Genomic DNA, 26,357 nt, shown 5'->3' with positions numbered 1-26,357 from the left:
CACTTACCTCAATTCAATAAACAATAACTGACAGGATTTTATGTAACGATGTAAAAATAGCCGAGGGTAAAAAAATGGCTCGACTCTGTACCCATACTGAATCAGGACATTACCTGATGGCTCTTGACGCCGGTACCGGTAGCGTCAGAGCAGTAATTTTTGATCTACAAGGAAAGCAAATAGCTGTCGGTCAAGCGGAATGGCAGCATCTGGCCGTGCCGGATGTGCCTGGTTCGATGGAGTTTGATCTTGCCAAAAACTGGCAACTGGCTTGCCAGTGTATCCGTCAGGCACTACAGAAAGCCGCCATCCCTGCAACGGCTATCGCTGCCGTATCGGCCTGCTCGATGCGTGAAGGCATTGTTATTTATGACAGTAACGGCGAACCAATTTGGGCCTGCGCTAATGTTGACGCCCGCGCGGCGCACGAAGTCAGTGAATTAAAAGAGCTGCACGATAACACCTTTGAGGAGGAAGTTTATCGTTGCTCCGGGCAAACGCTGGCGCTCAGCGCTATTCCGCGTCTGCTCTGGCTTGCCCACCATCGTCCGGATATTTATCATCGCGCGTCAACCGTCACTATGATCAGCGACTGGATGGCCTTTATGCTCAGCGGCGAACTGGCGGTCGATCCCTCCAACGCAGGCACGACGGGGTTATTGGATCTGGTGACCCGCAACTGGAAACGTAGTCTGTTACAGATGGCGGGCCTGCGTTCTGACATTCTCTCGCCGGTAAAAGAAACCGGGACGCTGCTCGGTCACATTTCACAGAAAGCGGCTGAACAGTGCGACCTGCAAGCGGGTACGCCGGTCATCGTTGGCGGCGGCGATGTGCAGTTAGGCTGTCTGGGGCTGGGCGTCGTACGCCCGGCGCAAACGGCCGTGCTGGGCGGAACCTTCTGGCAACAGGTCGTCAATCTTCCCGCGCCGGTCACCGACCCAAACATGAACGTTCGCATCAATCCTCATGTGATCCCCGGTATGGTACAAACCGAGTCTATTAGCTTTTTTACTGGGTTAACGATGCGTTGGTTCCGCGACGCCTTTTGCGCCGAGGAAAAACTAATCGCTGAAAGGTTAGGTATTGATGCGTATTCCCTGCTGGAAGATATGGCCAGCCGGGTGCCTCCCGGCGCGTACGGTGTGATGCCCATCTTCTCTGACGTTATGCGTTTTAAACGCTGGTACCATGCCGCGCCGTCGTTTATCAATCTGTCTATCGATCCTGAAAAGTGTAATAAAGCGACCCTATTTCGCGCGCTGGAAGAGAATGCCGCCATTGTTTCCGCCTGCAATTTACAGCAAATTGCCGCGTTTTCCGGCGTACAGGCCGACTCGCTGGTTTTTGCCGGCGGAGGATCTAAAGGCAAATTATGGAGCCAAATCCTTGCCGACGTTACGGGACTCACCGTTCACGTACCTGTCGTCAAAGAAGCTACCGCGCTAGGGTGCGCTATTGCCGCAGGCGTTGGCGTGGGTGTCTGGCCATCGCTGGCGGAAACGGGAGAAAAGCTAGTGCGCTGGGATCGGGAGCATAAACCTAATCCTGAAAATTTCGCTGTCTACCAGCAGGCCAGAGAAAAATGGCAGGCCGTTTATCAGGATCAACGCGCGCTGGTCGATGGTGGCTTAACGACATCCCTCTGGAAAGCGCCAGGCCTGTAACAGGAGAATAAGCATGCAAAAAACGAATGAGAAGAATCATGAATACCGCTTTGGCGATAATGGCCCTAAATACTTAATCCGTGGGCCGGGCTGCGATATGGGCGTCGTCATACTACAACCAGGGCAGTCATTCCCTAACCATCGCCATAATACCGCTTGTGAGGTTTTTTATACCCTAAGCGGTGAAGTGTGCCTGTATCTGGAAGGAACACCTCATATCCTGCAAACTGGAGATGTTTTACAGTGCGAACCTGGGGAGGCGCATTATCTCATTAATAACGGCGATAAACCCTGGAAAGGCGTGTTTATTAAATCGCCGCATCTGGAAAATGACAGCCACCCCGCAGATCCACCGGCCTGGTAACGCCCGCGCCATCGCCAGATTTTGCCGGATAGCGCCACAAGAGCCTTGTCCGGCCTCCAAACGGCATTCGTTAATGCAATATCAAGCTGTCATTTGATGACCTGTTGGTTCAAGATATCACACTGATGATCCTGAATTTCCTCGGCAGAAGCGCGATTGAAGATCAGTAAATTACGCTCGGTCGCCAGCAAGACAAAAGAGCCATCGCTTTGGCGTACCACCGCCAGCGCGATACATCACAGCATCCCCGCCCGCGCAGGAACTTTCCCTGGTCCCATCGCCACCACAGCAGCAAAAAATAGCAGTGCGGTCATAAACTCCGGCAGTAGCGAAGTCGCCCACAGAAGGATAGTAACGCCAACGATGATGGACGGGAGGAACAGAGGATGGGACAACCAGAGCGACATACCTGTCTCCTGACGATTTTTTCAGCAAGAATACGACGGACAGTCAGGCAGGTAAACGCCAGATATAGTGGGGTTATCGCAGGATTAAGTGGACAGATCAGTGATAATGAATTTCACCAAAGTATTCAGACAGCACGTAATAGCGGCAATACTCAAAAGGGCTGTCCTTCCCGGCCTGAAACGTCTGTCTGGCGACGGATAACAGCGGTTTATTGGCGGCGATTTGCAATTTTTCGCACAGGTCAGCGGAAGGTAAAATCGCCTCAACTTTTTCTATCGCCGAGTCGCTTGTGACGTTTAATAACGAATAAAGCGACGTATGCTCCAGCGCCTGCGGTGTAAGTTGCAGATCGGGAAAGAAGCTAAGATCGAGATAGATCTTTTCATGGTTAAACGGACGGTTATTCAGGCAACGAATACGCGAAATATAGAGATAGTGATGCTGTGCGGGCAGGCTCAAGCCGTCTGCCTGAGCGTCGCGCGCGCGGCGCGGCGCGATTTCCAGAATACGGTTCTCAATCGCCACGCTGGCGTCCTGGAGATCGCGGGTAATACCGCGAAACGTGTGCCCGTAGCTCACGCCTTCCGGTACCGAGCACACCACCGAACCACTCCCGCGCTGGGAGGAAATAATACCCGCATTGATTAATTCGCTCCAGGCCTGTTTAACCACAATCAGCGAGACGTTGTAGGCTCTGGCAATCTCTTTTTGCGTCGGCAGCTGGCTGCCTAAAGGCAGGGATCCATTTTGGATCTGCTGACAGATGATAAAAAATAGTTGCTTATAAAGCGGAGTAAAGCTCGTTTTATCAACCTGCAAGCTGCGCACCTCACGTCTTCGCCAGCAGGGGACGTTTTACCGTCCCCGGCAGGGTGAAGTCGCTACCCTGCGATTTGCCTGGCCAGTTCTGCCAAATCGAAATGATTCATACGATCCAAAGTCGTTAAATAATCGGCGGGAAAAGCCTCCACGCCATGGAATGCGCCGGAAATCGCCCCGACCATGGTGGCGACAGTATCAGTATCATTGCCGATATTAACGCCGGAGATAATAGCATCTACGGCAGAATTCGGACAACACGCGAACAGGCCAAAGGCCGCCGGCACCGCTTCACTCACGTGCAGCCCGGAGCCAATAATATCAGCAAGTTCCACCACCGCCGTTTCCCAATGGCGATGACGTTTACCGATATCTACGGCCAGTTCAATGCGTCGGGCAACGGAAGGACCTGCCACCATCATCGCCCCTTGCTCCTGCGCCAGCAGATAGCCCCTTTGCGCACCGTAAATACCGGCGGCAATAATGCTGTCTGCATTGGTCTGCGCTCTTAACGCCTCGCTGGTTGCCGCCGCCATCGCCGCTGCGCCGGACATCGCCAGCACGTTATTATGCGTAAAACGGCAAATCTGCAGCGCGCAGTCAATCGCCGCGTCAATATCACCCGGGTGCAGCACCGCCGCTGGCCAAATCTTCATGGCGGCGCCGTTCGTTGCCTCCGCGTTACCCTTATTAATAATCTGTACCGACTGTTTCTCGCCTTCCAGCTCACCCTGTAAAGAGGCGCGGTTATCATTGAATATTGCCTTCATTGCCGCACGCGTCGTCGGGCCGGTAAAGTTGGCGTAGTACGGGTAATCCAGCCACTGCTGAAAAGCCTCGCGCATCGCCTCGTCGCTGACCTGGCGTTGATGGCGCAGCAGCGCATCCATGATGTACTTCGCCTGAATAAAATCATCCGTGCACATCCCCGCTTCGTTGCAGCGGCCAAACGTGTCCGCTGGCGGTTTTTGAAAGGTCGTCACCCAGCCGCCAAAATAGTCTTTTATTTGCTGCTGGGTGCGTACTTCCGTCGCGGCTCCCATCGCGTCCGCGGCGGCGGCGCCCACCAGGCATCCCAGTATTTTGTTTTGATCAACGTGCATGATGACTCCTTATTTCACGGTCATGGCTTGTGCCAGCGAATGGCTGGAAAGAAAAGTGTTTAGCTGGTCGGGAAACGGTAAAGCGGTCATTGCGCCCTTTGCCGTTACCGCCATGGCGCCGCAGGCGTTGGCATTGCTGATAGCCTCCGCCAGCAGGGCATGGTTCCAGCAATTTGCGCGGGAAAGGGTGAACAGCAGGCCGCCGACAAAAGCATCGCCTGCCCCAGTGGTATCGACGACATCGACGCGTGATGCGGGAAAATGGAACTCCCCCTCGGCGGTAATCAACAGCGCGCCATCGGCCCCCAGCGAAATGATCGTGGTGTCACAGCCTAGATCGCGCAGGTAATAACGCGCATCCTGCCAGTGACTGGCCCCGCTGAGCTGGCACAGCTCATCTGCCGAGACTTTGCAGATAGAAGCCAGTGCGGCGGACCGGGCGATCAGGTCAGGGATTTCATCGGTATTGCGCCACATCTTGCTGCGTAAGTTGACGTCGAATAACACGTAGCCACCGGCTTCTCGCATGCGTCTCGCCCCTTCCAGACATGCTTCGCGAGCGGGACTGTCGGTGAGGCCAATTGAACTGAAGTAAAACCATTCGTACTGCCTGAACGGCGGCAGGTCCTGCGGCGAAACGTAGATATCAGCCCCCGGATGTACCAGATAGGTAAAGCTGCGCTCCCCATCAGCCGTCAGGTTGACGATCAGCACCGCGCTGGTCAGGGCCGGATCCATGCGTAGAAACGTGACATCCACGCCGTTATCCTGAAAAACCTGGCGCAGGAAGCGACCGGCGTCATCGTCGCCAAGACAGCCAATAAAACCGCACTCTCCGCCCAGCCTGGCAACGCATACCCCCACGTTCGCCGACGCTCCGCCGGGGCATTTCAGATAGCTGTTCTGTTTTTCCGGCACCAGATCAACGGAGGCATCGCCGATAACCCAAACCTTATTCATGGCCTTCATTTGCGCCTCCTTATGCCTGTTTCTGCGCCAGGGCGAGCTGAATATCACGATAATATTCGTTGTTAATCAGATACTTTTTCATAAGCAGCCCAACCGCAAGGTGGAACAGAGCAGGAATGAGCGTCATCATCAGCGCAATACCGGTGAGCGAACGTGCGGTCTGTTCAACATCGGCCTGATAGCCAAAGTGGCTCAGCAGGAATCCGAGTATCCCGCCCGCGATCCCCATCCCAAACTTCTGGAAGAAGAGGATGCCGCCAAACGCCAACCCGGAAACGCGCAGACCGGTTTTCTTTTCTCCGTAATCCACCGCTTCGGCGATAGAGGACCAGAACACCGGCATTTGCATATCGCAGAAGAAATTAATAAGAAAATAGAACGCAAACGCCAGGATAAGATTTTCACGCCCGACGGAGAAATACATCAGCGCGCTCAGGATAAAGGTAATAATCTGGGTGTAGCGGAACATCTTAATTTTGTCCCAGAACTTGGTTATCCAGGTGGTAGCGATCATCGCTAAAATAGAGGCAACGACGCCGGTAGTCAGGAAGGGTGAAATCAGACTATCTCCGCCGTTCAGATAATACTTGGCGTAATAAGCGGCAACGGAACCGCGAATAACATAACCGCACATCAGCAGCAGAATAACAACGCCGAGAATAATCCACTGATCGTTGCGTAACAGATATTTAAACTGTTTCCCCACCGATAACGACGTAATTTCCGGCTCGCTGCGTTCACGCGTGGTAAGAAAACAGAAGATAAACAGCAAGGCGCCCATCGCCCCCATCAGCCCCATCGAAAACTGGTAACCCAGCGCCTTGTTGCCCTGCCCCAGCCAGACGGCAAGCATCGGTACGACGATAGTCACCAGGAAAGCGGCAATCTTGGTCATCACAAAACGATAGCCGTTGGCGCTTAACCGTTCGACGGGGTCGCTGGTAATGACGCCAATCATCGAAATATAGGGAATGGTGATCGCAGTATAGACCAGGGTCATAAGAATATAGGTGCCATAGGCCCACGCCAGCTTGGCCATATAAGCCATGTCAGGCGTAATAAACATCAAATACACGGCGAAACCAAAAGGAATAGCAAACCACAGCAGCCACGGGCGATAACGCCCCCAGCGCGTGTTCAGTTTATCGGTAAGAACCCCCATGGCCGGATCGATAATGGCATCAATCATCCGCACAACCACAAACAGTACGCCAACATCAGCGGCGCTCAGGCCGTAGATATCGGTATAGAAATAGGCGAGGAGCAGCTGCATGGCGATAATCACAACGTTTATCGCCATATCTCCCGCGCCGAAGCCGATTTTTTCCACAATAGAAAGTTTCATGTTGATATTCCTTTACGCTTAGCAGCGCAAATCTGGTGAACAATTAATGATGTCACTACATGAAATAAAAACGTTTTTATATAAGCCATCCACCAGACAATCTATGGAGGCTATGAAGAGAGTGTAACGAACCATCAAAAGATATAAAGGTATACCTTTATATCTTTTGATGGGTTTCACATATTTTTATAGACACGATCTTACCCCAGTTTTAAACCGGGATAAGAATCAATAAGATAATGAGCAGGGGGGTGTAACGAAAATCAGCGGGAAGACAAAATGGCGCAACTATGGTCCTGAATCTCTTCCGCCGATGCGCGATTAAGCGTCAGCAGGTTACGCTCGGTCGCCAGCAGGACAAAAGAGTCGTCGCTTTGGCGTACCACCGCCAGCGCATAGCGTCCCATATGATCGCGCGCTTCCGGCACCTCTTCCGCCAGCATCATAAACGGACTACGCTGCGCCAGTTCGCTCTCAGTTACCCGGCGCGCCAGGTATTCATGCCCCATCAGGCCACCCGGCAGCGGAAGCCAGCGAGTGCTGATGCGCGTGAGATCGTTATCCAGTTGTTCCCGAACGTCAGGACGGATGCAAGAAATATGGATATGCAAATGGTCCTGTGAACGACCAAGCCGCGAATTAATCGCCAGCGAGACCGCGCTATCCGGAATATCATGCCCGTATTTTTTACTCATATAGCCGCGAGCCTGCCAGGCCAGCCAGAAAAAGTTGGGCGTAGCGGGTTCCAGCAATAGCGGGCTTTCTGTACCGTTGATACGGTAGGTGGGCATCAATAAATATTGCAACGGACCGTGACGATCTTTAAAGACGACATAGCCGGCGCGAGGTTTGACTTCCGCGCAAGGCGCTGGGTTTTGATGCTGTAACTGATCGGGCAGGCATTGTTCAAGCACGATTTCCCGTAATGCATCAGGATTGCCGGAAAATTTCCAGTAACCGACGCCCGCCGCGGCGACAATCACTATCACCGCCAGTAAAAAGTAGCCTGTTTTTTTCATGATATGCGTTCCCTGTGACCCATAGACGGGGAAGAGTAACGCAAAATTGTGGCAAAGAAAAAACCCGGTAACATAATACGTTACCGGGTTTATAAACGGTTTAGCGTTTGCTAATTTGGTCGAACGTACCGCCATTAGCGAAGTGATCTTTTTGCGCCTTCGCCCAGCCGCCAAACACCTCGTCAATGGTGAACAGCTTCAGCTTCGGAAACGCATCGTCGTATTTTTTCGCCACGTCAGCATCGCGCGGACGGTAGAAGTTTTTCGCTGCTATCTCCTGCCCTTCCGGCGAGTAGAGATACTTCAGATACGCTTCCGCCACCGCATTCGTCCCTTTCTTCTCAACGACTTTATCCACCACGGACACGGTCGGCTCTGCGAGAATAGATTCACTCGGGGTCACTATCTCGAATTTATCTTTACCCAGTTCATTCGTCGCCAGTAGCGCTTCGTTTTCCCAGGCAATCAGCACATCACCGATACCGCGTTCAACGAAAGTATTGGTTGAGCCGCGCGCGCCGGAGTCCAGCACTTCAACGTTTTTAAACAGGGCTTTGACAAAGTCCTGCGCTTTGGCCTGATCGTTATTGTTGTGGTGCAGGGCGTAGCCCCATGCCGCCAGATAGTTCCAGCGTGCGCCGCCGGAGCTTTTCGGGTTTGGCGTAATCACCGACACACCGGGTTTAATCAGATCATTCCAGTCATGAATTTGTTTTGGATTGCCTTTGCGGACCAGGAAAACGATGGTGGAGGTGTAAGGTGCTGAGTTATCCGGCAGACGCTTGATCCAGTTTTTATCGATACGACCACGTTCCGCAATAGCGTCCACATCGTAAGCCAGCGCCAGCGTCACGACATCGGCTTCAATGCCGTTAATAACGGAAGTCGCCTGTTTACCCGAACCGCCGTGCGATTGACGGATCACGACGTTGTCGCCGGTTTCCTGCTTCCAGTGCGCGCTAAACGCTTTGTTGTACTGCTCGTACAGCTCACGCGTTGGATCGTATGATACGTTAAGTAACTGAATATCCCTTGCCAGAATGCTGGTTGACGCCAGCAATAATGTGAACCCCACGCCCCACTTTTTCATCGCCCGACTCGCTTATGTTGTGTTGTGATGAGCAAAGCGTGCCAGAAAGAGATCCAAACATTAAAGAATAAAAAAAGATTGGCTATAACTTCGAGGAATAAATCTGAGGGATTGCCGGATGGCGGCTAGCGCCTAATCCGGCCTACACGTTTCTGCAACCTGTAGGCCTGATAAGCGTAGCGCCATCAGGCGCGCAAAAACAATCAGTACAGTTTTTTCGCGCACTCCATCCAGTCGCTTTTGAACGGACGCTTCATGTTTTCAATCGCATCGATGATGTCATGATGAACAAGCTGCTCGTTCTGGATACCGACACAACGACCGCCATGGCCTTCCAGCAGCAGGTCAATAGCATACGCGCCCATACGGGAAGCCAGAATGCGATCGTAAGGTACCGGGGAACCACCGCGCTGAATGTGGCCGAGCACCGTCGCACGCGTCTCACGGCCCGTTTCTTTTTCAATAAAGTGCGCCAGTTCGTCAACATCGCACATATGCTCAGTAATAGCGACGATAGCGTGTTTTTTCCCTTTCGCGATCCCGGCTTTGATTTCGGCCACCAGATCTTCGCGATTAAATTCAACTTCCGGCACCACGATAAACTCACAGCCGCCAGCAATAGCCGCCGCCAACGTCAGGTCGCCGCAATAACGGCCCATCACCTCAACGATAGAGATACGCTGGTGAGAAGAGGAGGTGTCACGCAGACGGTCAATCGCTTCCACTACAGTGCCGAGAGCAGTGAAATAGCCGATAGTGTAGTCGGTGCCTTTGATGTCGTTATCGATAGTGCCTGGCAGACCGATGCACGGGAAGCCCATTTCAGTCAGACGTTTTGCACCCATATAAGAACCGTCGCCGCCAATAACTACCAGCGCATCGATACCGCGTTTTTTCAGGTTTTCGATCGCGACAGCGCGAATATTTTCGTCACGGAATTCCGGGAAACGGGCAGAACCGAGGAAAGTACCGCCACGGTTGATCATGTCAGATACGCTGTAACGGTCAAGCTGAACCATACGATCTTCATACAGGCCCAGATAGCCGTCATAAATGCCCATGACTTCCAGCCCTTCCGTCAACGCTGCGCGCACAACACCGCGGATTGCCGCGTTCATGCCCGGCGCATCACCGCCGCTTGTCAACACACCGATTTTCTTAATCATGACTACCTCTGAACTTTGGAATGCAAAATGAAATCTATTGCCGGAAGCCGATTTCGCACTTCGAAACGATCCAACGAATATACAGATAGTATAACAATCCCTTCCTGCTGAATTGATTCAGGTCAGGCCAAATGGCGGTAATTTATACACAAAATGCTGGCCTGGCTCACTTTTTAACAATCAATTATACAAGCTCGAACTTCCTGCCTTCCCTGGGAACGACTGAACAGGGATCCTGATGAATAATGACATCTGAACCCGGAAAACGCTGTAAAATCGCCTGCTCTACCTGGTCAGCCACAAAATGCGCCTGAACGAGCGGCAGATTATCTTCCATTTCCAAATGAATCTGAATAAAGCGAGTCGGCCCTGACTGCCGCGTGCGGAGATCGTGCGCGCCGCTGACTCCCGGCCATGACGTCACGATATCAATAATTTCCTGTCGTTCCGCATCGGGCAGCGCGCGATCCAATAATGACTGCACCGCCTCATACCCCATACGTAACGCGCTATACAAAATATAGATGCCGATACCTAACGCAAACAGGGCATCCGCACGATGCCAACCGTACCAGGATAACCCCAGCGCGATAAGAATCGCTCCGTTCATCATAACATCAGACTGATAATGAAGCATATCCGCCCGTACCGCCTGACTTTGGGTCTTGCGTACCACCCAGCGCTGAAACGTGACCAGTATAATAGTGCATATCAGAGCGATGACGGTAACGCCAATCCCCACGCCGGGGTCGTTCATTGGCGTCGGCTTAATCAGATTCTGAATACTGGTCAAAAACAGAAACAACGCCGAACCGGAAATAAACATACTTTGCGCCAGCGCCGCCAGCGACTCCGCTTTACCGTGCCCAAACGTGTGTTCATCATCTGCGGGTTGCAGCGAATAACGCACGACCAACAAATTCGTCAATGACGCGGCAATATCCACCAGCGAGTCCACCAACGCCGCCAGAATACTCACCGATCCCGTATACCACCACGCAAAAATTTTGATCAAAAGTAACGCTGATGCCATCGCTGTTGCCGCGATAGCCGCCCGGCTAACCAGCCGTCCATAGGTTTGATTCATAAATACTCCCGCTATCTTCTGCCGGTAGTATAACGGATGGTTTAAAACAGTAAGCTAATAACAGAATGACAAACTGGAGATAAAAAAAACCCCCACATCATGTGGGGGAAGACAGGGATGGTGTCTATGGCAAGGAAAACAGGGTTGTTACTGGGAACGTGAGTTGCTACTACTCAATAATTTCAACGATGAACTTTTTTGCCATTGCGCCACGTCGCGCAGTTGCTCCATTCGTTGCTGATGCTTTTCATTCAAAACCGCTTGCTGCTCCGGCGTTAACAGGCGATACATCTGGTTACGCACGCGGGCCATTTCGACCTGGCGGGCAACCTGCTCTTGCGCCATTTTTTCTGCCTGAGCGCGCACAGCGCTTTCATCAAATTTTTCTGCGGTGACAAGCCGATGCATTGTCTCCATTTCGCTAACATTAACAGGAGGCTGTTCGTGCCTTGCCTGTTGCATAAGATCTCGCATCTGCTGACGCTGATGTTCGGTTAAACTTATGCCGTCAAACATATGATTTTGCGCGCTACGCTGCGTGGCCCCGTCACCGGGGTGCCAGTTATCGCTTGTAACAACTTCAGCTGCGTGGCTTAAAAAACTGAATGCCAGCGTTGAGGCCATAACAGCAGCGGTAACTTTGCGCATCGCTTGCTCCCAAAATCTTTTCTGTCGCGATTCAACGAGAGACAGTTTACGATTCGGGCTGCAAACATGCGTCAGGGGGTGTAAAACAACGTAAAGTCATGGATTAGCGACGCCTGATGACGTAATTTCTGCCTCGGAGGTACGTAAACAATGAATAAAATCCTGTTAGTTGATGATGACCGAGAGCTGACTTCCCTGTTAAAAGAGCTCCTCGAAATGGAAGGTTTTAATGTCCTGGTGGCCCACGACGGCGAGCAGGCGCTTGAGCTTTTGGATGACAGCATCGATTTACTTTTGCTTGACGTCATGATGCCGAAGAAAAACGGTATCGATACGTTGAAAGCGCTTCGCCAGACACACCAGACGCCTGTCATTATGCTGACCGCGCGCGGCAGCGAGCTGGATCGCGTTCTCGGCCTTGAGCTGGGCGCGGACGACTATTTGCCCAAACCGTTTAACGACCGCGAGCTGGTAGCGCGCATCAGGGCTATTTTGCGCCGTTCCCACTGGAGCGAACAGCAGCAGAGCAGCGACAACGGCTCGCCGACGCTGGAAGTCGATGCGCTAAGCCTTAATCCGGGCCGCCAGGAAGCCAGTTTCGATGGCCAAACGCTGGAGCTGACCGGTACGGAATTCACCCTGCTCTATTTGCTGGCGCAACACCTCGGCCAGGTGGTTTCCCGTGAACATTTAAGCCAGGAAGTGCTGGGTAAGCGCCTGACGCCGTTCGATCGCGCCATTGATATGCATATTTCTAACCTGCGCCGCAAACTGCCGGAACGCAAAGACGGTCACCCGTGGTTTAAAACATTGCGTGGTCGCGGCTATCTGATGGTTTCCGCTTCATGATAGGAAGTTTAACCGCGCGCATCTTCGCCATCTTCTGGTTGACGCTGGCGCTGGTGCTAATGCTGGTACTGATGTTGCCCAAGCTCGATTCACGCCAGATGACCGAGCTGCTGGACAGCGAGCAGCGCCAGGGATTGATGATAGAGCAACATGTAGAAGCTGAACTTGCGAACGATCCGCCCAACGACCTGATGTGGTGGCGTCGCCTGTTCCGCGCGATCGATAAGTGGGCGCCGCCTGGACAGCGGTTATTACTGGTGACCTCTGAAGGACGCGTGATCGGCGCTGAACGCAGCGAAATGCAGATCATTCGTAACTTCATTGGTCAGGCGGATAACGCCGATCATCCGCAGAAGAAAAAATATGGCCGCGTAGAGATGGTGGGGCCGTTCTCCGTTCGCGACGGAGAGGATAATTACCAGCTTTACCTGATTCGACCGGCCAGCAGTTCGCAATCCGATTTTATTAATCTGCTGTTTGACCGCCCGCTTCTGTTGCTCATTGTCACGATGCTGGTCAGTTCGCCGCTCTTGCTATGGCTGGCATGGAGTCTGGCGAAACCGGCGCGTAAGTTGAAAAACGCGGCTGATGAAGTGGCGCAAGGCAACCTGCGTCAGCATCCGGAGCTGGAGGCGGGTCCGCAGGAGTTCCTCGCCGCTGGCGCCAGTTTTAACCAGATGGTGACGGCGCTGGAACGGATGATGACCTCGCAGCAGCGTTTGCTGTCAGACATCTCCCATGAGCTGCGAACGCCCCTTACGCGCCTGCAACTGGGTACCGCGCTGCTGCGTCGTCGTGGCGGCGAAAGCAAAGAGCTGGAGCGTATTGAAACCGAAGCGCAGCGTCTGGACAGCATGATCAATGACCTGCTGGTGATGTCGCGTAACCAACAGAAAAACGCGCTGGTCAGCGAAACGATGAAAGCCAATCAGCTATGGGGCGAAGTGCTGGATAACGCCGCCTTTGAAGCCGAACAGATGGGCAAGTCGTTAACGGTAAATTATCCGCCAGGGCCGTGGCCGCTCTATGGCAACCCAAACGCGCTGGAAAGCGCGCTGGAAAATATAGTTCGTAATGCGCTGCGCTATTCACATACGAAGATTAAAGTCGGCTTCTCGGTGGATAAAGACGGTATTACGATCACGGTCGATGACGACGGGCCGGGCGTCAGCCCTGAAGACCGCGAGCAGATCTTCCGTCCGTTCTATCGCACTGATGAGGCGCGCGACCGCGAGTCTGGCGGCACCGGACTGGGGCTGGCGATTGTCGAAAGCGCCATGCAGCAGCACCGCGGCTGGGTTAAGGCTGACGATAGCCCGCTGGGTGGGTTGCGGCTCACGCTGTGGCTACCGCTGTACAAGCGAACCTAAAAACCATCGGCCTGCGAATGCAGGCCGATTTTTTATCTCGCCGTCGAGATTTACCGGGAGATTTCCGGCGCCAGAATCCACTCGGCGCTGTCGTTCCACACGTCCATCCGGGTAATTTTGCCATCGCGCACTTCGAAACGATCGATAAAGCGATTACCGGCAAACGGGCGACCGTCGGGCCATTCCCCATACAGCGTACCGTTGGAATAAATCACAACGTAATGATCATGCTGCACCGCATCAAACTCGCCCAGCGCCTTCTTCACCCACTTGTAGCGAGCGCCGTTAAACTGCGCGATATCTGCCGCGCCCGCCATCGCCCGGCCTCCGGTGAAGGTAATTTTCACCTCCGGGTGCATATACGTTGCGGCGCGTTCAGCATCGGGAATCATCGAGGCCACCAAAAATTCTTTTACGATCGCCACCGCATTTTCAGCTTCAGTCATAATCCTTCCTTTCATTTTGGCGGAGTTTTATCCCCCCACAGTCGTCTGGCGCTATCTTCAATTTTGCCGCTCAAACGACGCTTTTGCATGGTGCGGCTCCAGCTCGCCGACAGCCCGGCGGCGCTCAACAGCCGGTGATATTGTTCGTCATCAAACGGCATAGACCAGGCGATAACACCCGCTTCATGAACCGAGACATCGCTCAGACGCGACGCCAGTTCCAGCGGCGCATCGCTGGAGACCTTACCTGGCGCAATGACCCGATACAGCCAGCCGGTTTTTCCGCTGTTCTGCATAAGGAGGGCCATGTCGCTGATGGCAAAGTGGAAATTAAGTTTAAAGCATGGAGAGCGCGGCTGAGTGACCTGGATCAACGCCTCGCCCCAGCGGTAGATGTCGCCAATAAACACGTTGTGTTCGGTCATTCCGTTCGTCGACAGATTCTCGCCAAACGCCGGGGCGCAAAACAGCGTCGCCTGCTCGGGGAACTGGCGAATCCAATCAGCATAGTGTTCGCGGGGGTAATGGCATAGCGCGCGGTCGGGGCCGCCGTGGATTTTCTTTTCGGCCTGCTGATCGCCTGCCAGACCGAGCTCGGTCAGCATGAGTTCGCCGTCGATTTGCACCTTGGCGATAGCGCTCGGGCGGCTGCCGTCATAGTCACGAATTTTGCCAATAAACACGTCAACCGGATAATGCATCTGCTGCTCCTTACGCGGATACAAAAAAAGCGAGTCATCAGACTCGCTTCTACAGACGTGCAATGCAAATTATTTTTTAGCGGCGAAACGCGCTGCTGCTTCGTCCCAGTTCACCACGTTCCAGAACTCTTTGATGTAGTCCGGGCGGCGGTTCTGGAATTTCAGATAGTAAGCGTGTTCCCACACGTCCAGACCCAGGATCGGGAAGCCGGAAGCGCCGGAAATGGCTTCACCCATCAGCGGGGAATCCTGGTTTGCGGTAGAAACCACAGCCAGTTTGTCGCCTTTCAGCACCAGCCACGCCCAGCCGGAGCCGAAACGGGTTGCTGCTGCTTTTTCGAATTCAGCTTTGAAGTTGTCAACGGAACCGAAGTCACGCTCGATAGCCGCTTTCAGATCGCCCTGCAGAGTGGTGCCTTTTTTCAGTCCTTTCCAGAACAGGCTGTGGTTAGCGTGACCGCCGGCGTTGTTACGCAGCACGGTTTTTTTGTCCGCTGGCACCTGGTCCAGTTTAGTAATCAGTTCTTCAACCGGCAGGTCAGCAAACTCAGGCAGGTTTTCCAGCGCCGCGTTAGCGTTGTTGACATAGGTTTGATGGTGTTTGGTGTGGTGAATCTCCATCGTCTGCTTATCGAAGTGCGGTTCCAGTGCATCATAAGCGTACGGCAGGGATGGCAGTGTATAACTCATAATCATCTCCATTATTGTCGAGCGGCACAGTGTTAACGCCGCGTAAGCAGTTGGTTCATTATAGTTAATTAAATGATATTGAAAATGATTATCAATGCCGTACTTTTTCCAGGGTTATAAACGTTACGGCATCCGCTGAAAAAAACCGATTTTTACGCCTCCAACCGAAACCGCCTGTTGATGAATTCCTGGAAATCATGAAATGTGAAACAGGGTTTCAAAATCTTTCTTTTGGTGCCAATTTTTGTCAGCGGTGGCAAAATCAAGAAGGTTATAATTTCACCATGCAATTACATTCCCGGTAAATTATTACAATTGCTAGGGAATTATGAAGCAACCTGGTTTTATACGTCTGGCTACGTTGGCCTTACTCTCCACACTCTCTTTCTTCTCCCACGGCGAAACCATTTTGCGCCTGGCCTACGCTGAAAATAGCCAGCCGGTAAAAGATGCGTTGCACTTCCTGGGGCAGCAAGTTGAAGAGAAAACGGGCGGCGATATCAAAGTACAGTACTTCCCGGACGGACAGCTTGGCGGCGAGCGCGAACTGGTGGAGTTGACGCAGGTCGGCGTCGTCGACATCACTAAAGTGTCGTCCGGGCTGATGGAGAGTTTTTCGCCTGAGTACGGCGTGTTCTCACTTCCCTACCTGTTTGCCACCGTCGAGGAATACTACCGCGTAATGGATAACCCACAGGTGATGGAGCCTGTTTATCAGTCCACCGCCGCGCAGGGGTTTATCGGCGTAGGCTGGTATGATTCCGGTGCGCGTAATTTTTATATGAGCAAAGCGCCGGTTAAACGCATTGAGGATTTACGCGGGAAAAAGATCCGCGTCATGCAGAGTGAGACGGCGATCCAAACCCTCAAACTGCTGGGCGCTTCGCCTATCGCCATGAGCCAGGCGGAGGTCTATACCTCGTTACAACAAGGCATTCTCGACGGCGCGGAAAACAATGAGTTCGCTCTCACCATCGCCCGCCACGGCGAAGTCGCCCGCTATTACACCTACGATATGCACACCCGCATTCCCGATATCCTGTTAATGAGTACCCTCACGCTGGAAAAGCTGACGCCGGAACAGCAGCGCATCGTCGAAGCCGCCATCAAGGCGTCGATCGAATTTGAGAAAGCCGCATGGGACAAGGAAATAGAGAAAACCAGGCTGGCGGCGGTAAAAGATTTCAACGTTGAATTCTACGAGATCGACAAAAAACCCTTCCAGAAGGCAGTACAGCCTATTTACGACGGTCTGAAAAACAAACCGCGGCTTTACGGCCTGTATCAACGTATCCAGACAGCAAAAAATTAATCTAATCAGGAAATTAAGATGAACACATTCAGAAAAGGACTTGATTTATTGCTGGGCGCTATCTGTTGCCTGGTGCTGGCGATAATGGTGGGCATCGCCTGTTGGCAGGTGGTGAGCCGCTACATTCTGGGCGTTCCCAGCACCCTTACCGAAGAGATGCTGCGATTTCTCCTGGTGTGGGTATCAATGCTGGGCATGGCTTTTGTCGCCGGTCAGAAACAGCATATCAGTCTGACTATCTTACTGGATAAGGTGTCGCCGACGATTCGCGGCTGGTGGAATATCATCCTGCAGGTCATTTTTATCGCGTTTTCCATTTGGGTATTGATTATCGGCGGCTTAAAGATTTCTGCGATTTCTATGCTGCAAATCTCCCCTGCGCTGGGCATTCCGATGGGAAAAATTTATTACGCGCTCCCCTGCGCGGGCGTACTGATCATCCTCTATGGGCTGCTGAATATCGTTGACGCCCTGAAAGCTATCCATTCCGCCACGGATACCACTGAGCACACTCTGGAGAAATCACATGATTGACCCTATTTTTGCGTCCTGTACGCTAATTGCCGTCTTTGTTGTTTTACTGGCCATGGGCGCGCCTATCGGGATCTGCATCGTTATCGCCTCTTTCAGCACCATGATGCTGGTACTGCCTTTCGATATTTCGATGTTCGCCACTGCGCAAAAAATGTTCTCCAGCCTGGACAGTTTTGCCTTGCTGGCCGTGCCGTTCTTCGTTTTGTCCGGGGTGATCATGAATAGCGGGGGAATTGCCGCCCGGCTGGTCAATTTTGCCAAACTGTTTACTGGCAAACTGCCCGGCTCGCTCTCTTATACCAACATCGTCGGCAATATGATGTTCGGTGCAATTTCCGGATCGGCAATTGCCGCCTCAACCTCCATCGGCGGCGTGATGGTGCCGATGAGCGCGCGCGAAGGTTACGATCGCGGCTTTGCGGCCGCGGTGAATATCGCCTCCGCGCCGACGGGAATGTTAATTCCGCCCACCACGGCTTTTATCCTTTATGCGCTGGCTAGCGGGGGAACATCGATTGCCGCTCTGTTCGCCGGCGGTCTGGTCGCGGGAGTGCTGTGGGGCGTTGGCTGTATGCTGGTCACGCTGGTAGTCGCTAAGCGTCGAAATTATCGGGTTTTCTTCACCGTCCAAAAAGGCATGGCGCTAAAAGTTGCCGTTGAGGCCATTCCCAGCCTGTTACTGATCGTGATTATCGTCGGCGGCATTGTGCAGGGGATTTTCACCGCCATTGAAGCCTCCGCGATTGCCGTGGTGTATACGTTATTGCTGACGATGGTGTTTTACCGCACGCTGAAAATTAAGGATTTGCCTTCGATTTTGCTCCAGACAGTGGTAATGACCGGGGTCATCATGTTCCTGCTGGCAACCTCTTCGGCGATGTCCTTCTCGATGTCGATCACCAATATTCCTGCGGCGCTGAGCGATATGATCCTCGGTATTTCCGCCAATAAACTGGTTATCCTGTTAGTCATTACCGTCTTTTTGTTGATTATCGGCGCATTTATGGATATCGGTCCGGCCATTCTGATTTTTACCCCGATTCTGCTGCCGATCATGGCTAAACTGGGCGTCGATCCGGTGCATTTCGGCATTATCATGATCTATAACCTGGCGATTGGCACCATTACGCCGCCAGTTGGCAGTGGTTTATATGTCGGGGCGAGCGTCGGTAAGGTCAAAGTTGAGGAAGTGATTAAACCGTTGCTGCCTTTTTACGGCGCGATTATCGGCGTTCTGTTATTAATTACCTACATTCCGGAAATCACACTGTTCTTACCCCGTCTACTGGGCATCATGTAAGCGCATAGTTTCCTGCACATCTCGTTGCCGGATGGCGATTCGCGTCTTATCCGGCCAACGCACGATAATAATTATCCGCAGGTCATCACCAGGTAAAAAAAACCGGCTACCTATAAAGTAGCCGGAAAAGGGAATAAATAATAAACAGGGATAATGATTAGAATGTGTAGCCTATACCCACGCGGAAACGGGTTTGTCTTTCATCGCTGTTGCTATTGACGGAAACATTACCTACCTCAACGAATGGCGACCATTGATCAATAATATAGGCAGTTCTGAAGTTATATTCATAGTTATCTTTGCCGCCATCGTAAAGATCATATTTATCGGCTTTCTTATAAATTCCTTCGATTGTCCAGTCAAAGTTGTTCCATTTATAACCCGCCCAGACATCCATACGATTGATGGTATCATCATCACGGATATCAGAAGAACGGCGTACATATTCAAAACGATAGCGCGCACCAACCCACCAGCTTTCATTTAATGTCCACGTCGCGCGGAAGTAAGGCTTATAGGTAGAGTAACCGTTGCCTGTTTCCAGCACAAAACCCGGTTGCCAGGCGACATCACCGGTTTTAAATTGGTAGCTTATCGTATATTCGTTGCCCTGTGTTTCCAGGTCATTAAACGCTTTATTGGTGTCATCCCCGCCTGATTTTGAGATAGCTTCTATCGCAAAACCAACACCATTCGCAAACCGATGAGAAATATACGCACGGTCATAGTTAGCTTTACTGTCATCAAGATATTCATGACGAACATCGACATATACTGCATGCGCATTTGTTACAACAAGAGGTAATAGTAAGAAAAGAGATTTTCTCATAACAGAATCCATTTAATTTAAAATTAAAACGTTGTTTCATGTCAGACCGTTACAACCATAATACGCAATGTGAATGGCGATAATATAGACAAAGATCTTTAATTTAAAATTGGGATAATGTTCAAAAAGCAAAATAAAATAAATGAAATTCATATTCGTCATATAAAATAAAAATCAAAACTCCATCAACAACGCCAATATAGGGATTTCCTTATATTTATATTTCATTGATTCCTAACGTTAATTTCAATATATTTAAATTGCAAATACAAATAAAACAACTAAATAATTACTGTATAACTACCCTTTTATCAAACGGTAAGTCAGACTATTCCCATTATGTGATCTCACGCAGCGTTTTCTTTGCATTGTTGCCAGCTAAGTCGTTTCGTGTCGTTATGATGAAGGTATTTTAGAAAACAAATATTACCCACTGATTTAAATAACATCCAGACGGTCACGATGCGCTCCGACTTTTTTAAAACGTGAAGTTAATCACTTCATTAACGTGCTGATTGCCAGAATACACCCAACGGCGGCAATCGTTATAAGGTTACCAGGCTGCGTAATTTTTAAACTCATGCAAACGGAAGGGGTATCCCGTCCATAAAAAATAATGAGGAACATGTCATGAGTAACGCGATTACGATGGGTATTTTCTGGCATTTGATAGGGGCGGCCAGTGCAGCCTGCTTCTATGCCCCGTTCAAGCAAGTGAAACAGTGGTCATGGGAAACCATGTGGTCAGTGGGCGGCATCGTCTCATGGCTTATTCTGCCGTGGGCAATTAGCGCTCTGTTACTGCCTGATTTCTGGGCCTATTATGGGCAGTTTAACCTCTCCACCCTTTTACCGGTTTTTCTGTTCGGCGCCATGTGGGGCATCGGCAATATTAACTACGGCCTGACCATGCGTTATCTCGGGATGTCGATGGGTATCGGCATCGCTATCGGCATTACGCTTATCGTCGGCACGCTGATGACGCCTATCATCAACGGTAACTTCGATGTGTTAATCCATACCGAAGGGGGGCGCATGACGCTACTTGGCGTTTTTGTCGCGCTGATCGGCGTCGGGATTGTGACGCGCGCCGGACAGTTAAAAGAACGCAAAATGGGCATTAAAGCGGAGGAGTTCAATCTGAAGAAAGGGCTTCTGCTGGCAGTGATGTGCGGTATTTTCTCGGCGGGGATGTCTTTTGCCATGAACGCCGCGAAACCGATGCATGAAGCTGCTGCCGCGCTTGGCGTTGACCCGCTCTATGTCGCGCTGCCGAGTTACGTGGTGATTATGGGCGGCGGCGCGCTGGTGAACCTCGGTTTCTGTTTTATCCGCCTGGCAAAAGTGCAAAATCTGTCGATAAAAGCCGACTTCTCGCTGGCAAGACCGTTGATTATCAGCAATATTCTGCTGTCCGCGCTTGGCGGTCTGATGTGGTATTTACAGTTCTTTTTCTACGCCTGGGGTCACGCGCGCATTCCAGCGCAATATGACTACATGAGCTGGATGCTGCACATGAGCTTCTATGTGCTGTGCGGGGGGCTTGTCGGTCTGGTGCTAAAAGAGTGGAAAAATGCTGGCCGCCGTCCCGTTGCTGTATTAAGCCTCGGCTGCGTGGTAATTATTATCGCGGCGAATATTGTCGGTTTAGGCATGGCCAGTTAATCGCTTTGATTACTGAGATGACGCCATTGGCTCGGCGTCATCCCGGTTTCCCGCGTGAACACCACTGAAAAATAATTACTATCTTCAAAGCCACACTGCATCGAAATCTCGCTAATCATCAGCGGGCTATGCTGAAGCAGATACTGCGCGTGGCAAATACGGACCTGGCGTAAATATTGATTAATCGTCATCCCGGTTTGGGCGCGAAACTGCTGCCGCAGCACCCGTTCGCTGCATTGTTCCTGCTGACAAAACGCATCCAGCGCAAAGGAGCTCTCAAGGCTATTAGCCAAAGCGGTAATTAATTTATCCAACAGGGTTTCTCGGGAGGTTGCCGGAAGATCGTCGGTCGCGTAGCGATGCCGTTTTAACGTCATCACCAGTTGACCAAACAGCAATTCCGCCATCTCATTCGCCAGCGGATCGCGTCCATTACTCTCATGTTCAAGCTGGTTAATGACCTGCCGCGCCTGATTCATTCCCATACTGCCCAGCCGCCAGTGAGGATGCCACTGCGCTCCCTGAAAGCCGGGAATCATCGCCTGCCAGTTTACATTGAGTTTCAAACGCTCCGGGCAGTAAATAATATTTTGCAGCACCAGATCGTTAACGGAGGTATAGGAATGTTTGTCTTCAGCACGAATGTAAAACAGATCGCCGCGGGTAATTCTGTATGGGCGCTCATTAAGAACGTGTAGGCCATTGCCCCGCCAGACCATCACCAGTTCACAAAACTCATGCGTATGTTCCGCAAAAACATCCTGTGGATAGCGATCGGCAACCGTAACGGCCTGCTGCTCATCAGTAAAAAAATCTTTTTTCAAAAGGATTAACTGATTTGCCACCGCAGCACCTCATGTTGAATGCTTGCCGGATGGCGCTACGCTTATTCTGTCTACCGCTCGCCGCCGTAGGCCAGGTAAGGCGCAGCCGCCATCCGGTATTAAAGGGTATAATTATCAGCATATTGGCGACGAAAACGTTGATAGCGTTCGCGTTACTGGATTATCGCATCGCGTCCCTGACGGATATCCCGCGGCGACCAGTTAAATTCTCGGCGAAACAGAGTCGAAAAGTGGTTACTGTCGCCAAAACCGCAGCGGTACGCGATTTCTGTCACGCTATGATCGCTATGGCGCAATAAATGCCGGGCTTTGATCAAACGCAGGCGATTAAGGTAACGTTGCGGCGTCAGCCCGGTATGCTGTTTAAGCTGACGATGCAGCGTGCGTAGCGACAGCGAAAACTGTTCAGCTACCGCCTCCCAGCAGACCTCCTCCGCAAAATGGTCTTCCAGCCATGCCATCAGTTGGTTGAGTTTGGCGTCGTTATTGGTCGCGCCTTCCATCAGGCTACTGCGGCGTAACAACACCAGTAGTTGCATAAACAAAATTTCGCGATTCGCCACGGCAGGCGCATCCATGCCGTCTCCGGCGCGCTCCATCAGACCGACCAACTGGCGCACCTGCTGCAACGCGCTCTGATTCACCCGCCAGTGCGAAGGGTAGTAACCATCCTGCTCCTGCGGCAGTAATTGCTCCAGCCCCGCCAGGAACTGAAAGGCGTCCGGTGAACGCCACAGTACATTCGTCAGGCATAAGTTGTCGGTATGTTCATATAAATGCCGGTCGTGATCGCGAACAAAACACACGGTACCGCCGCTGATGGTATACGGCTGCCCGTTGAATACATGAATGCCCGTACCGTGTTCCACAATCACGATTTCATGAAAATCATGATGATGTTCAGGGAAAGCGGCTTGCGGCAGACGAGGTTCAATCGCCACGGGCGCTTTACCTGATGGAAAAAAATCCACGCTATGCAGTACGGTCATGGTTGCTTCCTCCTGAATTCAACATGTCCGAATAGTAATTAAGGGTTATCGGCCTCACCTTAAATTTTTGACGCTAAAGCGCGCAAACATGGTCTTTTTTTCAAGAAAAGGCGGGAAAAAGCGGGAAATGCGGACGACATCACACCGGCCTATTAGTAGAAACTGTGAACGCTATCACGTTCATCTTTGCCTTGTTGCCAGCGGCTCATTTTCCTGTCAGTAACGAGAAGGTAGGTCTTTGAGGGCTTTTTTAGACTGTGCGCAATGACTCTAAGAAGGACCTGATTATGACTTTTCGCCATTGTGTCGCGGTTGATCTCGGCGCATCCAGCGGGCGCGTGATGCTGGCGCGTTACGACAGCAAACACCGTACCCTGACGCTACGTGAAATTCACCGTTTTGTGAACTGCCTACAAAAAACAGACGGGTTTGACACCTGGGACATCGACAGTCTGGAAAAGGATATCCGTCTTGGTCTGAAGAAAGTCTGCAATGAAGGCATTCTTATCGACAGCATCAGCATCGACACCTGGGGCGTCGATTATGTCCTGCTGGATAAACAAGGTCAGCGTGTCGGCCTGCCGGTCTCCTACCGCGATAACCGTACCACGGGCATCATGCCGCAAGCGCTGGTCCAGATCGGCAAAAGCGAAATCTATCGCCGCAGCGGGATTCAGTTTCTGCCGTTTAACACCATCTATCAGCTACACGCGCTGACGAAACAACAGCCTGAGTTAACGGCGCAGGTCGCTCATGCGCTGCTGATGCCCGATTATTTCAGTTACCGCCTGACCGGTGAAATGAACTGGGAATACACCAACGCCACGACCACCCAGTTGGTCAATATCAATACCGATGACTGGGACGATACCCTGCTGGCGTGGACTGGCGCGAAAAAGAGCTGGTTCGGTCGCCCCTCGCACCCTGGCAATGTTATCGGCGACTGGATTTGCCCGCAGGGCAACCGTATTCCGGTGGTAGCCGTCGCCAGCCACGATACCGCCAGCGCCGTTATTGCCTCTCCGCTGGCAAATAAACATAGCGCTTACCTGTCTTCAGGCACCTGGTCATTGATGGGTTTTGAAAGCAAAAAACCCTACACCACTGACGAGGCGCTGGCCGCCAATATCACCAACGAAGGCGGCGCGGAAGGGCGTTATCGGGTACTGAAAAACATTATGGGTTTGTGGCTGCTCCAGCGTGTGCTGAAAGAACGGCGCATTACCGATCTGCCTGCGCTTATCGCCCAAACAGAAGCGTTGCCGGCCTGCCGTTTCCTGATTAACCCGAATGACGATCGCTTTATCAATCCTGACGATATGCGCGCTGAAATCCAGGCCGCCTGTCGCGAGACCGACCAGCCCGTTCCCGTCAGCGATGCCGAACTGGCGCGCTGCATTTTCGACAGTCTGGCGCTGTTGTATGCCGACATTCTGCACGAACTGGCAAATCTGCGCGGCGAAAAATTTACCCAACTGCATATTGTCGGCGGCGGATGCCAAAACGCGCTACTCAACCAGTTGTGCGCCGATGCATGTGGCATTCGCGTGATGGCCGAGCCAGTTGAAGCCTCCACCCTTGGCAATATTGGTATTCAGCTTATGACCCTCGACGAATTAAACAACGTCGATGACTTCCGTCAGGTCGTTAGCGCTAACTACGACCTGACAACCTATATCCCTAATCCTGATAGTGAAATTGCCCGCCACGTTGCGCAGTTTCAACCCAAACGACAGACAAAGGAGCTTTGCGCATGACCACTCAACTGGAACAAGCCTGGGAACTGGCAAAACAACGTTTCGCCGCAGTAGGTATTGATGTCGAGGAGGCGCTGCGCCAGCTCGATCGCCTGCCGGTTTCCATGCACTGCTGGCAGGGCGACGATGTTGCCGGATTCGAGAACCCGGAAGGTTCGTTGACGGGCGGAATTCAGTCGACCGGCAACTATCCGGGCAAAGCGCGTAACGCCACCGAACTGCGCGCCGATCTGGAACAGGCGCTGCGTCTGATCCCAGGACCAAAACGGCTGAACCTGCACGCCATTTACCTTGAGTCGGATACGCCGGTTGCTCGCGACCAGATCAAACCGGAGCATTTTAAAAACTGGGTGGAGTGGGCGAAAGCGAACCGGCTGGGGCTGGATTTCAACCCCACCTGTTTTTCTCATCCACTGAGCGCTGACGGTTTTACCCTCTCTCATCCAGACGCGAAAATTCGCCAGTTCTGGATCGATCACTGCAAAGCCAGCCGCCGCGTCTCGGCATACTTTGGTGAGCAGCTCGGTACGCCGTCGGTGATGAACATCTGGATTCCGGACGGCATGAAAGACATTACCGTCGACCATTTAGCCCCGCGCCAGCGCCTGCTGGAAGCGCTGGATGAGGTCATTAGCGAGAAATTCGACCCGGCGCACCACATCGACGCCGTTGAGAGCAAACTGTTTGGCATCGGCGCGGAAAGCTACACCGTCGGCTCCAATGAGTTCTACATGGGCTACGCCACCAGCCGTCAGACCGCGCTGTGCCTGGATGCGGGCCACTTCCATCCCACCGAAGTGATTTCCGACAAAATTTCCGCCGCCATGCTCTACGTACCACGGCTGCTGCTGCACGTCAGCCGCCCGGTACGCTGGGATAGCGACCACGTGGTACTCCTGGACGATGAAACCCAGGCAATTGCCAGCGAAATCGTCCGTCATAACCTGTTCGACCGTGTGCATATCGGCCTGGATTTCTTCGACGTCTCTATCAACCGTGTCGCCGCGTGGGTTATCGGTACCCGCAACATGAAAAAAGCGCTGCTGCGCGCTCTGCTGGAACCCACAGATCAACTGCGTCAGCTTGAGGCCAGCGGTGATTACACCGCGCGTCTGGCGCTGCTGGAAGAGCAAAAATCTCTGCCGTGGCAGGCCGTCTGGGAAATGTATTGCCAGCGTCACGACACGCCAGTTGGCAGCCAGTGGCTGGACAGTGTTCGCGCCTACGAAAAAGAGATCCTGAGCAAACGTAGATGATTGCGACACCTGATCTGTAGGCCGGATAAGACGCCTCGCGTCGCCATCCGGCAATAAATGAGACACGATTGCCGGATGGCGCTGCGCTTATCCGGCCTACGTAAGACCCGAATAACCTTCGGGCAATGA

General features: G+C 52.3%; 25 protein-coding genes and 2 pseudogenes. 10 read left to right on the top strand and 17 right to left on the bottom strand.

Annotated elements, in window-relative coordinates:
- The first annotated feature begins 74 nt into the window (after positions 1-74).
- Together lsrK and N7E69_RS09420 are read left to right on the top strand one after the other, a co-directional pair.
- Positions 75-1,667, top strand: coding sequence for an autoinducer-2 kinase (lsrK, locus tag N7E69_RS09425; RefSeq protein WP_000113085.1), 1,593 nt, complete (start codon positions 75-77; stop codon positions 1,665-1,667).
- 13 nt (positions 1,668-1,680) lie between these two features.
- Positions 1,681-2,031: a cupin domain-containing protein gene (locus N7E69_RS09420; protein WP_001173083.1), complete on the top strand. Its 351-nt coding sequence runs from the start codon at positions 1,681-1,683 to the stop codon at positions 2,029-2,031.
- Positions 2,032-2,120: 89 nt separating this feature from the next.
- Here the strand turns inward: N7E69_RS09420 and N7E69_RS09415 are convergent.
- The 11 genes and pseudogenes from N7E69_RS09415 to cpxP all read right to left on the bottom strand — a co-directional run.
- Positions 2,121-2,261, bottom strand: a pseudogene (locus N7E69_RS09415) (CDP-diacylglycerol diphosphatase); the annotation flags it as partial.
- Positions 2,262-2,312: 51 nt separating this feature from the next.
- A pseudogene (locus tag N7E69_RS09410) lies at positions 2,313-2,438 on the bottom strand (hypothetical protein); the annotation flags it as partial.
- A gap of 97 nt (positions 2,439-2,535) precedes the next feature.
- The gene (locus N7E69_RS09405; protein WP_001535809.1) at positions 2,536-3,258 is read right to left on the bottom strand and encodes a GntR family transcriptional regulator; all 723 of its coding nucleotides are present in this window, start codon (positions 3,256-3,258) and stop codon (positions 2,536-2,538) included.
- A 62-nt stretch (positions 3,259-3,320) separates the two neighbouring features.
- Complete coding sequence (locus tag N7E69_RS09400; protein WP_000557882.1) at positions 3,321-4,361, bottom strand: ADP-ribosylglycohydrolase family protein; 1,041 nt, start codon at positions 4,359-4,361, stop codon at positions 3,321-3,323.
- Between the two features lie 9 nt (positions 4,362-4,370).
- Positions 4,371-5,330 (bottom strand): aminoimidazole riboside kinase, encoded by a 960-nt coding sequence (locus N7E69_RS09395; RefSeq protein WP_000646506.1) that lies wholly within the window; start codon positions 5,328-5,330, stop codon positions 4,371-4,373.
- 10 nt (positions 5,331-5,340) lie between these two features.
- Positions 5,341-6,675 (bottom strand): MFS transporter, encoded by a 1,335-nt coding sequence (locus N7E69_RS09390; RefSeq protein ID WP_000777316.1) that lies wholly within the window; start codon positions 6,673-6,675, stop codon positions 5,341-5,343.
- A 263-nt stretch (positions 6,676-6,938) separates the two neighbouring features.
- The gene (locus N7E69_RS09385; RefSeq protein ID WP_000750762.1) at positions 6,939-7,694 is read right to left on the bottom strand and encodes a CDP-diacylglycerol diphosphatase; all 756 of its coding nucleotides are present in this window, start codon (positions 7,692-7,694) and stop codon (positions 6,939-6,941) included.
- Positions 7,695-7,794: 100 nt separating this feature from the next.
- Positions 7,795-8,784, bottom strand: coding sequence for a sulfate ABC transporter substrate-binding protein (locus tag N7E69_RS09380; RefSeq protein ID WP_000758718.1), 990 nt, complete (start codon positions 8,782-8,784; stop codon positions 7,795-7,797).
- A gap of 203 nt (positions 8,785-8,987) precedes the next feature.
- The gene (gene pfkA / locus N7E69_RS09375; RefSeq protein WP_000591793.1) at positions 8,988-9,950 is read right to left on the bottom strand and encodes a 6-phosphofructokinase; all 963 of its coding nucleotides are present in this window, start codon (positions 9,948-9,950) and stop codon (positions 8,988-8,990) included.
- Between the two features lie 184 nt (positions 9,951-10,134).
- A complete protein-coding gene (fieF, locus tag N7E69_RS09370; RefSeq protein ID WP_001077320.1) occupies positions 10,135-11,037 on the bottom strand; it encodes a CDF family cation-efflux transporter FieF in 903 nt (300 codons plus the stop codon).
- A gap of 147 nt (positions 11,038-11,184) precedes the next feature.
- On the bottom strand, positions 11,185-11,685 hold the full coding sequence (cpxP, locus tag N7E69_RS09365) for a cell-envelope stress modulator CpxP (RefSeq protein ID WP_001233463.1): 501 nt from the start codon (positions 11,683-11,685) through the stop codon (positions 11,185-11,187).
- Positions 11,686-11,835: 150 nt separating this feature from the next.
- Between cpxP and cpxR the strand changes: the two genes are divergently transcribed.
- Together cpxR and cpxA are read left to right on the top strand one after the other, a co-directional pair.
- Entirely contained in the window at positions 11,836-12,534 is a 699-nt protein-coding gene (gene cpxR / locus N7E69_RS09360) for an envelope stress response regulator transcription factor CpxR (RefSeq protein WP_001033731.1), read from the top strand.
- A complete protein-coding gene (gene cpxA, locus N7E69_RS09355; protein WP_000580405.1) occupies positions 12,531-13,904 on the top strand; it encodes an envelope stress sensor histidine kinase CpxA in 1,374 nt (457 codons plus the stop codon). Before cpxR ends, cpxA begins: the two co-directional genes overlap by 4 nt.
- A gap of 50 nt (positions 13,905-13,954) precedes the next feature.
- Here the strand turns inward: cpxA and N7E69_RS09350 are convergent, their stop codons facing one another.
- From N7E69_RS09350 to sodA, 3 genes are all read right to left on the bottom strand, one after another.
- A complete protein-coding gene (locus N7E69_RS09350; RefSeq protein ID WP_000133443.1) occupies positions 13,955-14,350 on the bottom strand; it encodes a nuclear transport factor 2 family protein in 396 nt (131 codons plus the stop codon).
- Positions 14,351-14,361: 11 nt separating this feature from the next.
- The gene (gene yiiM / locus N7E69_RS09345; RefSeq protein WP_000559229.1) at positions 14,362-15,051 is read right to left on the bottom strand and encodes a 6-hydroxyaminopurine reductase; all 690 of its coding nucleotides are present in this window, start codon (positions 15,049-15,051) and stop codon (positions 14,362-14,364) included.
- Between the two features lie 69 nt (positions 15,052-15,120).
- Positions 15,121-15,741 carry a superoxide dismutase [Mn] gene (gene sodA / locus N7E69_RS09340; protein ID WP_000122632.1) on the bottom strand — a complete coding sequence of 207 codons (621 nt, stop codon included), beginning with the start codon at positions 15,739-15,741 and terminating at the stop codon, positions 15,121-15,123.
- 328 nt (positions 15,742-16,069) lie between these two features.
- Between sodA and N7E69_RS09335 the strand changes: the two genes are divergently transcribed.
- Genes N7E69_RS09335 through N7E69_RS09325 form a run of 3 tightly spaced genes read left to right on the top strand, consistent with a single transcriptional unit; the run spans position 16,070 to position 18,887 of the window.
- Entirely contained in the window at positions 16,070-17,053 is a 984-nt protein-coding gene (locus N7E69_RS09335; protein WP_000812820.1) for a TRAP transporter substrate-binding protein, read from the top strand.
- Between the two features lie 18 nt (positions 17,054-17,071).
- Positions 17,072-17,587 carry a TRAP transporter small permease gene (locus N7E69_RS09330; RefSeq protein WP_001091412.1) on the top strand — a complete coding sequence of 172 codons (516 nt, stop codon included), beginning with the start codon at positions 17,072-17,074 and terminating at the stop codon, positions 17,585-17,587.
- Positions 17,580-18,887 carry a TRAP transporter large permease gene (locus N7E69_RS09325; protein WP_000566800.1) on the top strand — a complete coding sequence of 436 codons (1,308 nt, stop codon included), beginning with the start codon at positions 17,580-17,582 and terminating at the stop codon, positions 18,885-18,887. Before N7E69_RS09330 ends, N7E69_RS09325 begins: the two co-directional genes overlap by 8 nt.
- 157 nt (positions 18,888-19,044) lie before the next feature.
- On the opposite strand, the gene N7E69_RS09320 is transcribed toward N7E69_RS09325, so the two are convergent.
- Positions 19,045-19,728, bottom strand: a complete 684-nt coding sequence (locus tag N7E69_RS09320; RefSeq protein WP_000378721.1) for an oligogalacturonate-specific porin KdgM family protein — start codon at positions 19,726-19,728, stop codon at positions 19,045-19,047.
- 618 nt (positions 19,729-20,346) lie between these two features.
- On the opposite strand from N7E69_RS09320, the gene rhaT reads away from it, so the two are divergent.
- Positions 20,347-21,381 (top strand): L-rhamnose/proton symporter RhaT, encoded by a 1,035-nt coding sequence (gene rhaT / locus N7E69_RS09315; protein WP_000063533.1) that lies wholly within the window; start codon positions 20,347-20,349, stop codon positions 21,379-21,381.
- Here rhaT and rhaR read toward each other — a convergent pair.
- Together rhaR and rhaS are read right to left on the bottom strand one after the other, a co-directional pair.
- On the bottom strand, positions 21,378-22,226 hold the full coding sequence (gene rhaR / locus N7E69_RS09310; protein ID WP_000013293.1) for an HTH-type transcriptional activator RhaR: 849 nt from the start codon (positions 22,224-22,226) through the stop codon (positions 21,378-21,380). The two genes, rhaT and rhaR, sit on opposite strands and share 4 nt — an antisense overlap.
- A gap of 152 nt (positions 22,227-22,378) precedes the next feature.
- On the bottom strand, positions 22,379-23,215 hold the full coding sequence (gene rhaS, locus N7E69_RS09305; protein ID WP_000217118.1) for an HTH-type transcriptional activator RhaS: 837 nt from the start codon (positions 23,213-23,215) through the stop codon (positions 22,379-22,381).
- A 287-nt stretch (positions 23,216-23,502) separates the two neighbouring features.
- On the opposite strand from rhaS, the gene rhaB reads away from it, so the two are divergent.
- The gene (gene rhaB / locus N7E69_RS09300; RefSeq protein ID WP_024139181.1) at positions 23,503-24,972 is read left to right on the top strand and encodes a rhamnulokinase; all 1,470 of its coding nucleotides are present in this window, start codon (positions 23,503-23,505) and stop codon (positions 24,970-24,972) included.
- Entirely contained in the window at positions 24,969-26,228 is a 1,260-nt protein-coding gene (gene rhaA, locus N7E69_RS09295) for an L-rhamnose isomerase (protein WP_000211465.1), read from the top strand. Before rhaB ends, rhaA begins: the two co-directional genes overlap by 4 nt.
- Positions 26,229-26,357 lie beyond the last annotated feature (129 nt).

The sequence above is a fragment of the Salmonella sp. 3C genome (genome assembly GCF_025426275.1).
In the GTDB taxonomy this organism is placed as follows: Bacteria; Pseudomonadota; Gammaproteobacteria; order Enterobacterales; family Enterobacteriaceae; genus Salmonella; species Salmonella enterica.
Note: the sequence above shows the minus strand (reverse complement) of the source record. Positions and strands in the feature narration are given on the sequence as shown.

Bases quoted from the DNA above. Each gene is read 5' to 3' on its own strand.
- lsrK (WP_000113085.1), top strand. From the start codon at position 75: ATGGCTCGACTCTGTACCCATACTGAATCAGGACATTACCTGATGGCT.
- N7E69_RS09420 (WP_001173083.1), top strand. From the start codon at position 1,681: ATGCAAAAAACGAATGAGAAGAATCATGAATACCGCTTTGGCGATAAT.
- N7E69_RS09400 (WP_000557882.1), bottom strand. From the start codon at position 4,361: ATGCACGTTGATCAAAACAAAATACTGGGATGCCTGGTGGGCGCCGCC.
- N7E69_RS09395 (WP_000646506.1), bottom strand. From the start codon at position 5,330: ATGAAGGCCATGAATAAGGTTTGGGTTATCGGCGATGCCTCCGTTGAT.
- N7E69_RS09390 (WP_000777316.1), bottom strand. From the start codon at position 6,675: ATGAAACTTTCTATTGTGGAAAAAATCGGCTTCGGCGCGGGAGATATG.
- N7E69_RS09385 (WP_000750762.1), bottom strand. From the start codon at position 7,694: ATGAAAAAAACAGGCTACTTTTTACTGGCGGTGATAGTGATTGTCGCC.
- N7E69_RS09380 (WP_000758718.1), bottom strand. From the start codon at position 8,784: ATGAAAAAGTGGGGCGTGGGGTTCACATTATTGCTGGCGTCAACCAGC.
- pfkA (WP_000591793.1), bottom strand. From the start codon at position 9,950: ATGATTAAGAAAATCGGTGTGTTGACAAGCGGCGGTGATGCGCCGGGC.
- fieF (WP_001077320.1), bottom strand. From the start codon at position 11,037: ATGAATCAAACCTATGGACGGCTGGTTAGCCGGGCGGCTATCGCGGCA.
- cpxP (WP_001233463.1), bottom strand. From the start codon at position 11,685: ATGCGCAAAGTTACCGCTGCTGTTATGGCCTCAACGCTGGCATTCAGT.
- cpxR (WP_001033731.1), top strand. From the start codon at position 11,836: ATGAATAAAATCCTGTTAGTTGATGATGACCGAGAGCTGACTTCCCTG.
- cpxA (WP_000580405.1), top strand. From the start codon at position 12,531: ATGATAGGAAGTTTAACCGCGCGCATCTTCGCCATCTTCTGGTTGACG.
- N7E69_RS09350 (WP_000133443.1), bottom strand. From the start codon at position 14,350: ATGACTGAAGCTGAAAATGCGGTGGCGATCGTAAAAGAATTTTTGGTG.
- yiiM (WP_000559229.1), bottom strand. From the start codon at position 15,051: ATGCATTATCCGGTTGACGTGTTTATTGGCAAAATTCGTGACTATGAC.
- sodA (WP_000122632.1), bottom strand. From the start codon at position 15,741: ATGAGTTATACACTGCCATCCCTGCCGTACGCTTATGATGCACTGGAA.
- N7E69_RS09335 (WP_000812820.1), top strand. From the start codon at position 16,070: ATGAAGCAACCTGGTTTTATACGTCTGGCTACGTTGGCCTTACTCTCC.
- N7E69_RS09330 (WP_001091412.1), top strand. From the start codon at position 17,072: ATGAACACATTCAGAAAAGGACTTGATTTATTGCTGGGCGCTATCTGT.
- N7E69_RS09325 (WP_000566800.1), top strand. From the start codon at position 17,580: ATGATTGACCCTATTTTTGCGTCCTGTACGCTAATTGCCGTCTTTGTT.
- N7E69_RS09320 (WP_000378721.1), bottom strand. From the start codon at position 19,728: ATGGATTCTGTTATGAGAAAATCTCTTTTCTTACTATTACCTCTTGTT.
- rhaT (WP_000063533.1), top strand. From the start codon at position 20,347: ATGAGTAACGCGATTACGATGGGTATTTTCTGGCATTTGATAGGGGCG.
- rhaS (WP_000217118.1), bottom strand. From the start codon at position 23,215: ATGACCGTACTGCATAGCGTGGATTTTTTTCCATCAGGTAAAGCGCCC.
- rhaB (WP_024139181.1), top strand. From the start codon at position 23,503: ATGACTTTTCGCCATTGTGTCGCGGTTGATCTCGGCGCATCCAGCGGG.
- rhaA (WP_000211465.1), top strand. From the start codon at position 24,969: ATGACCACTCAACTGGAACAAGCCTGGGAACTGGCAAAACAACGTTTC.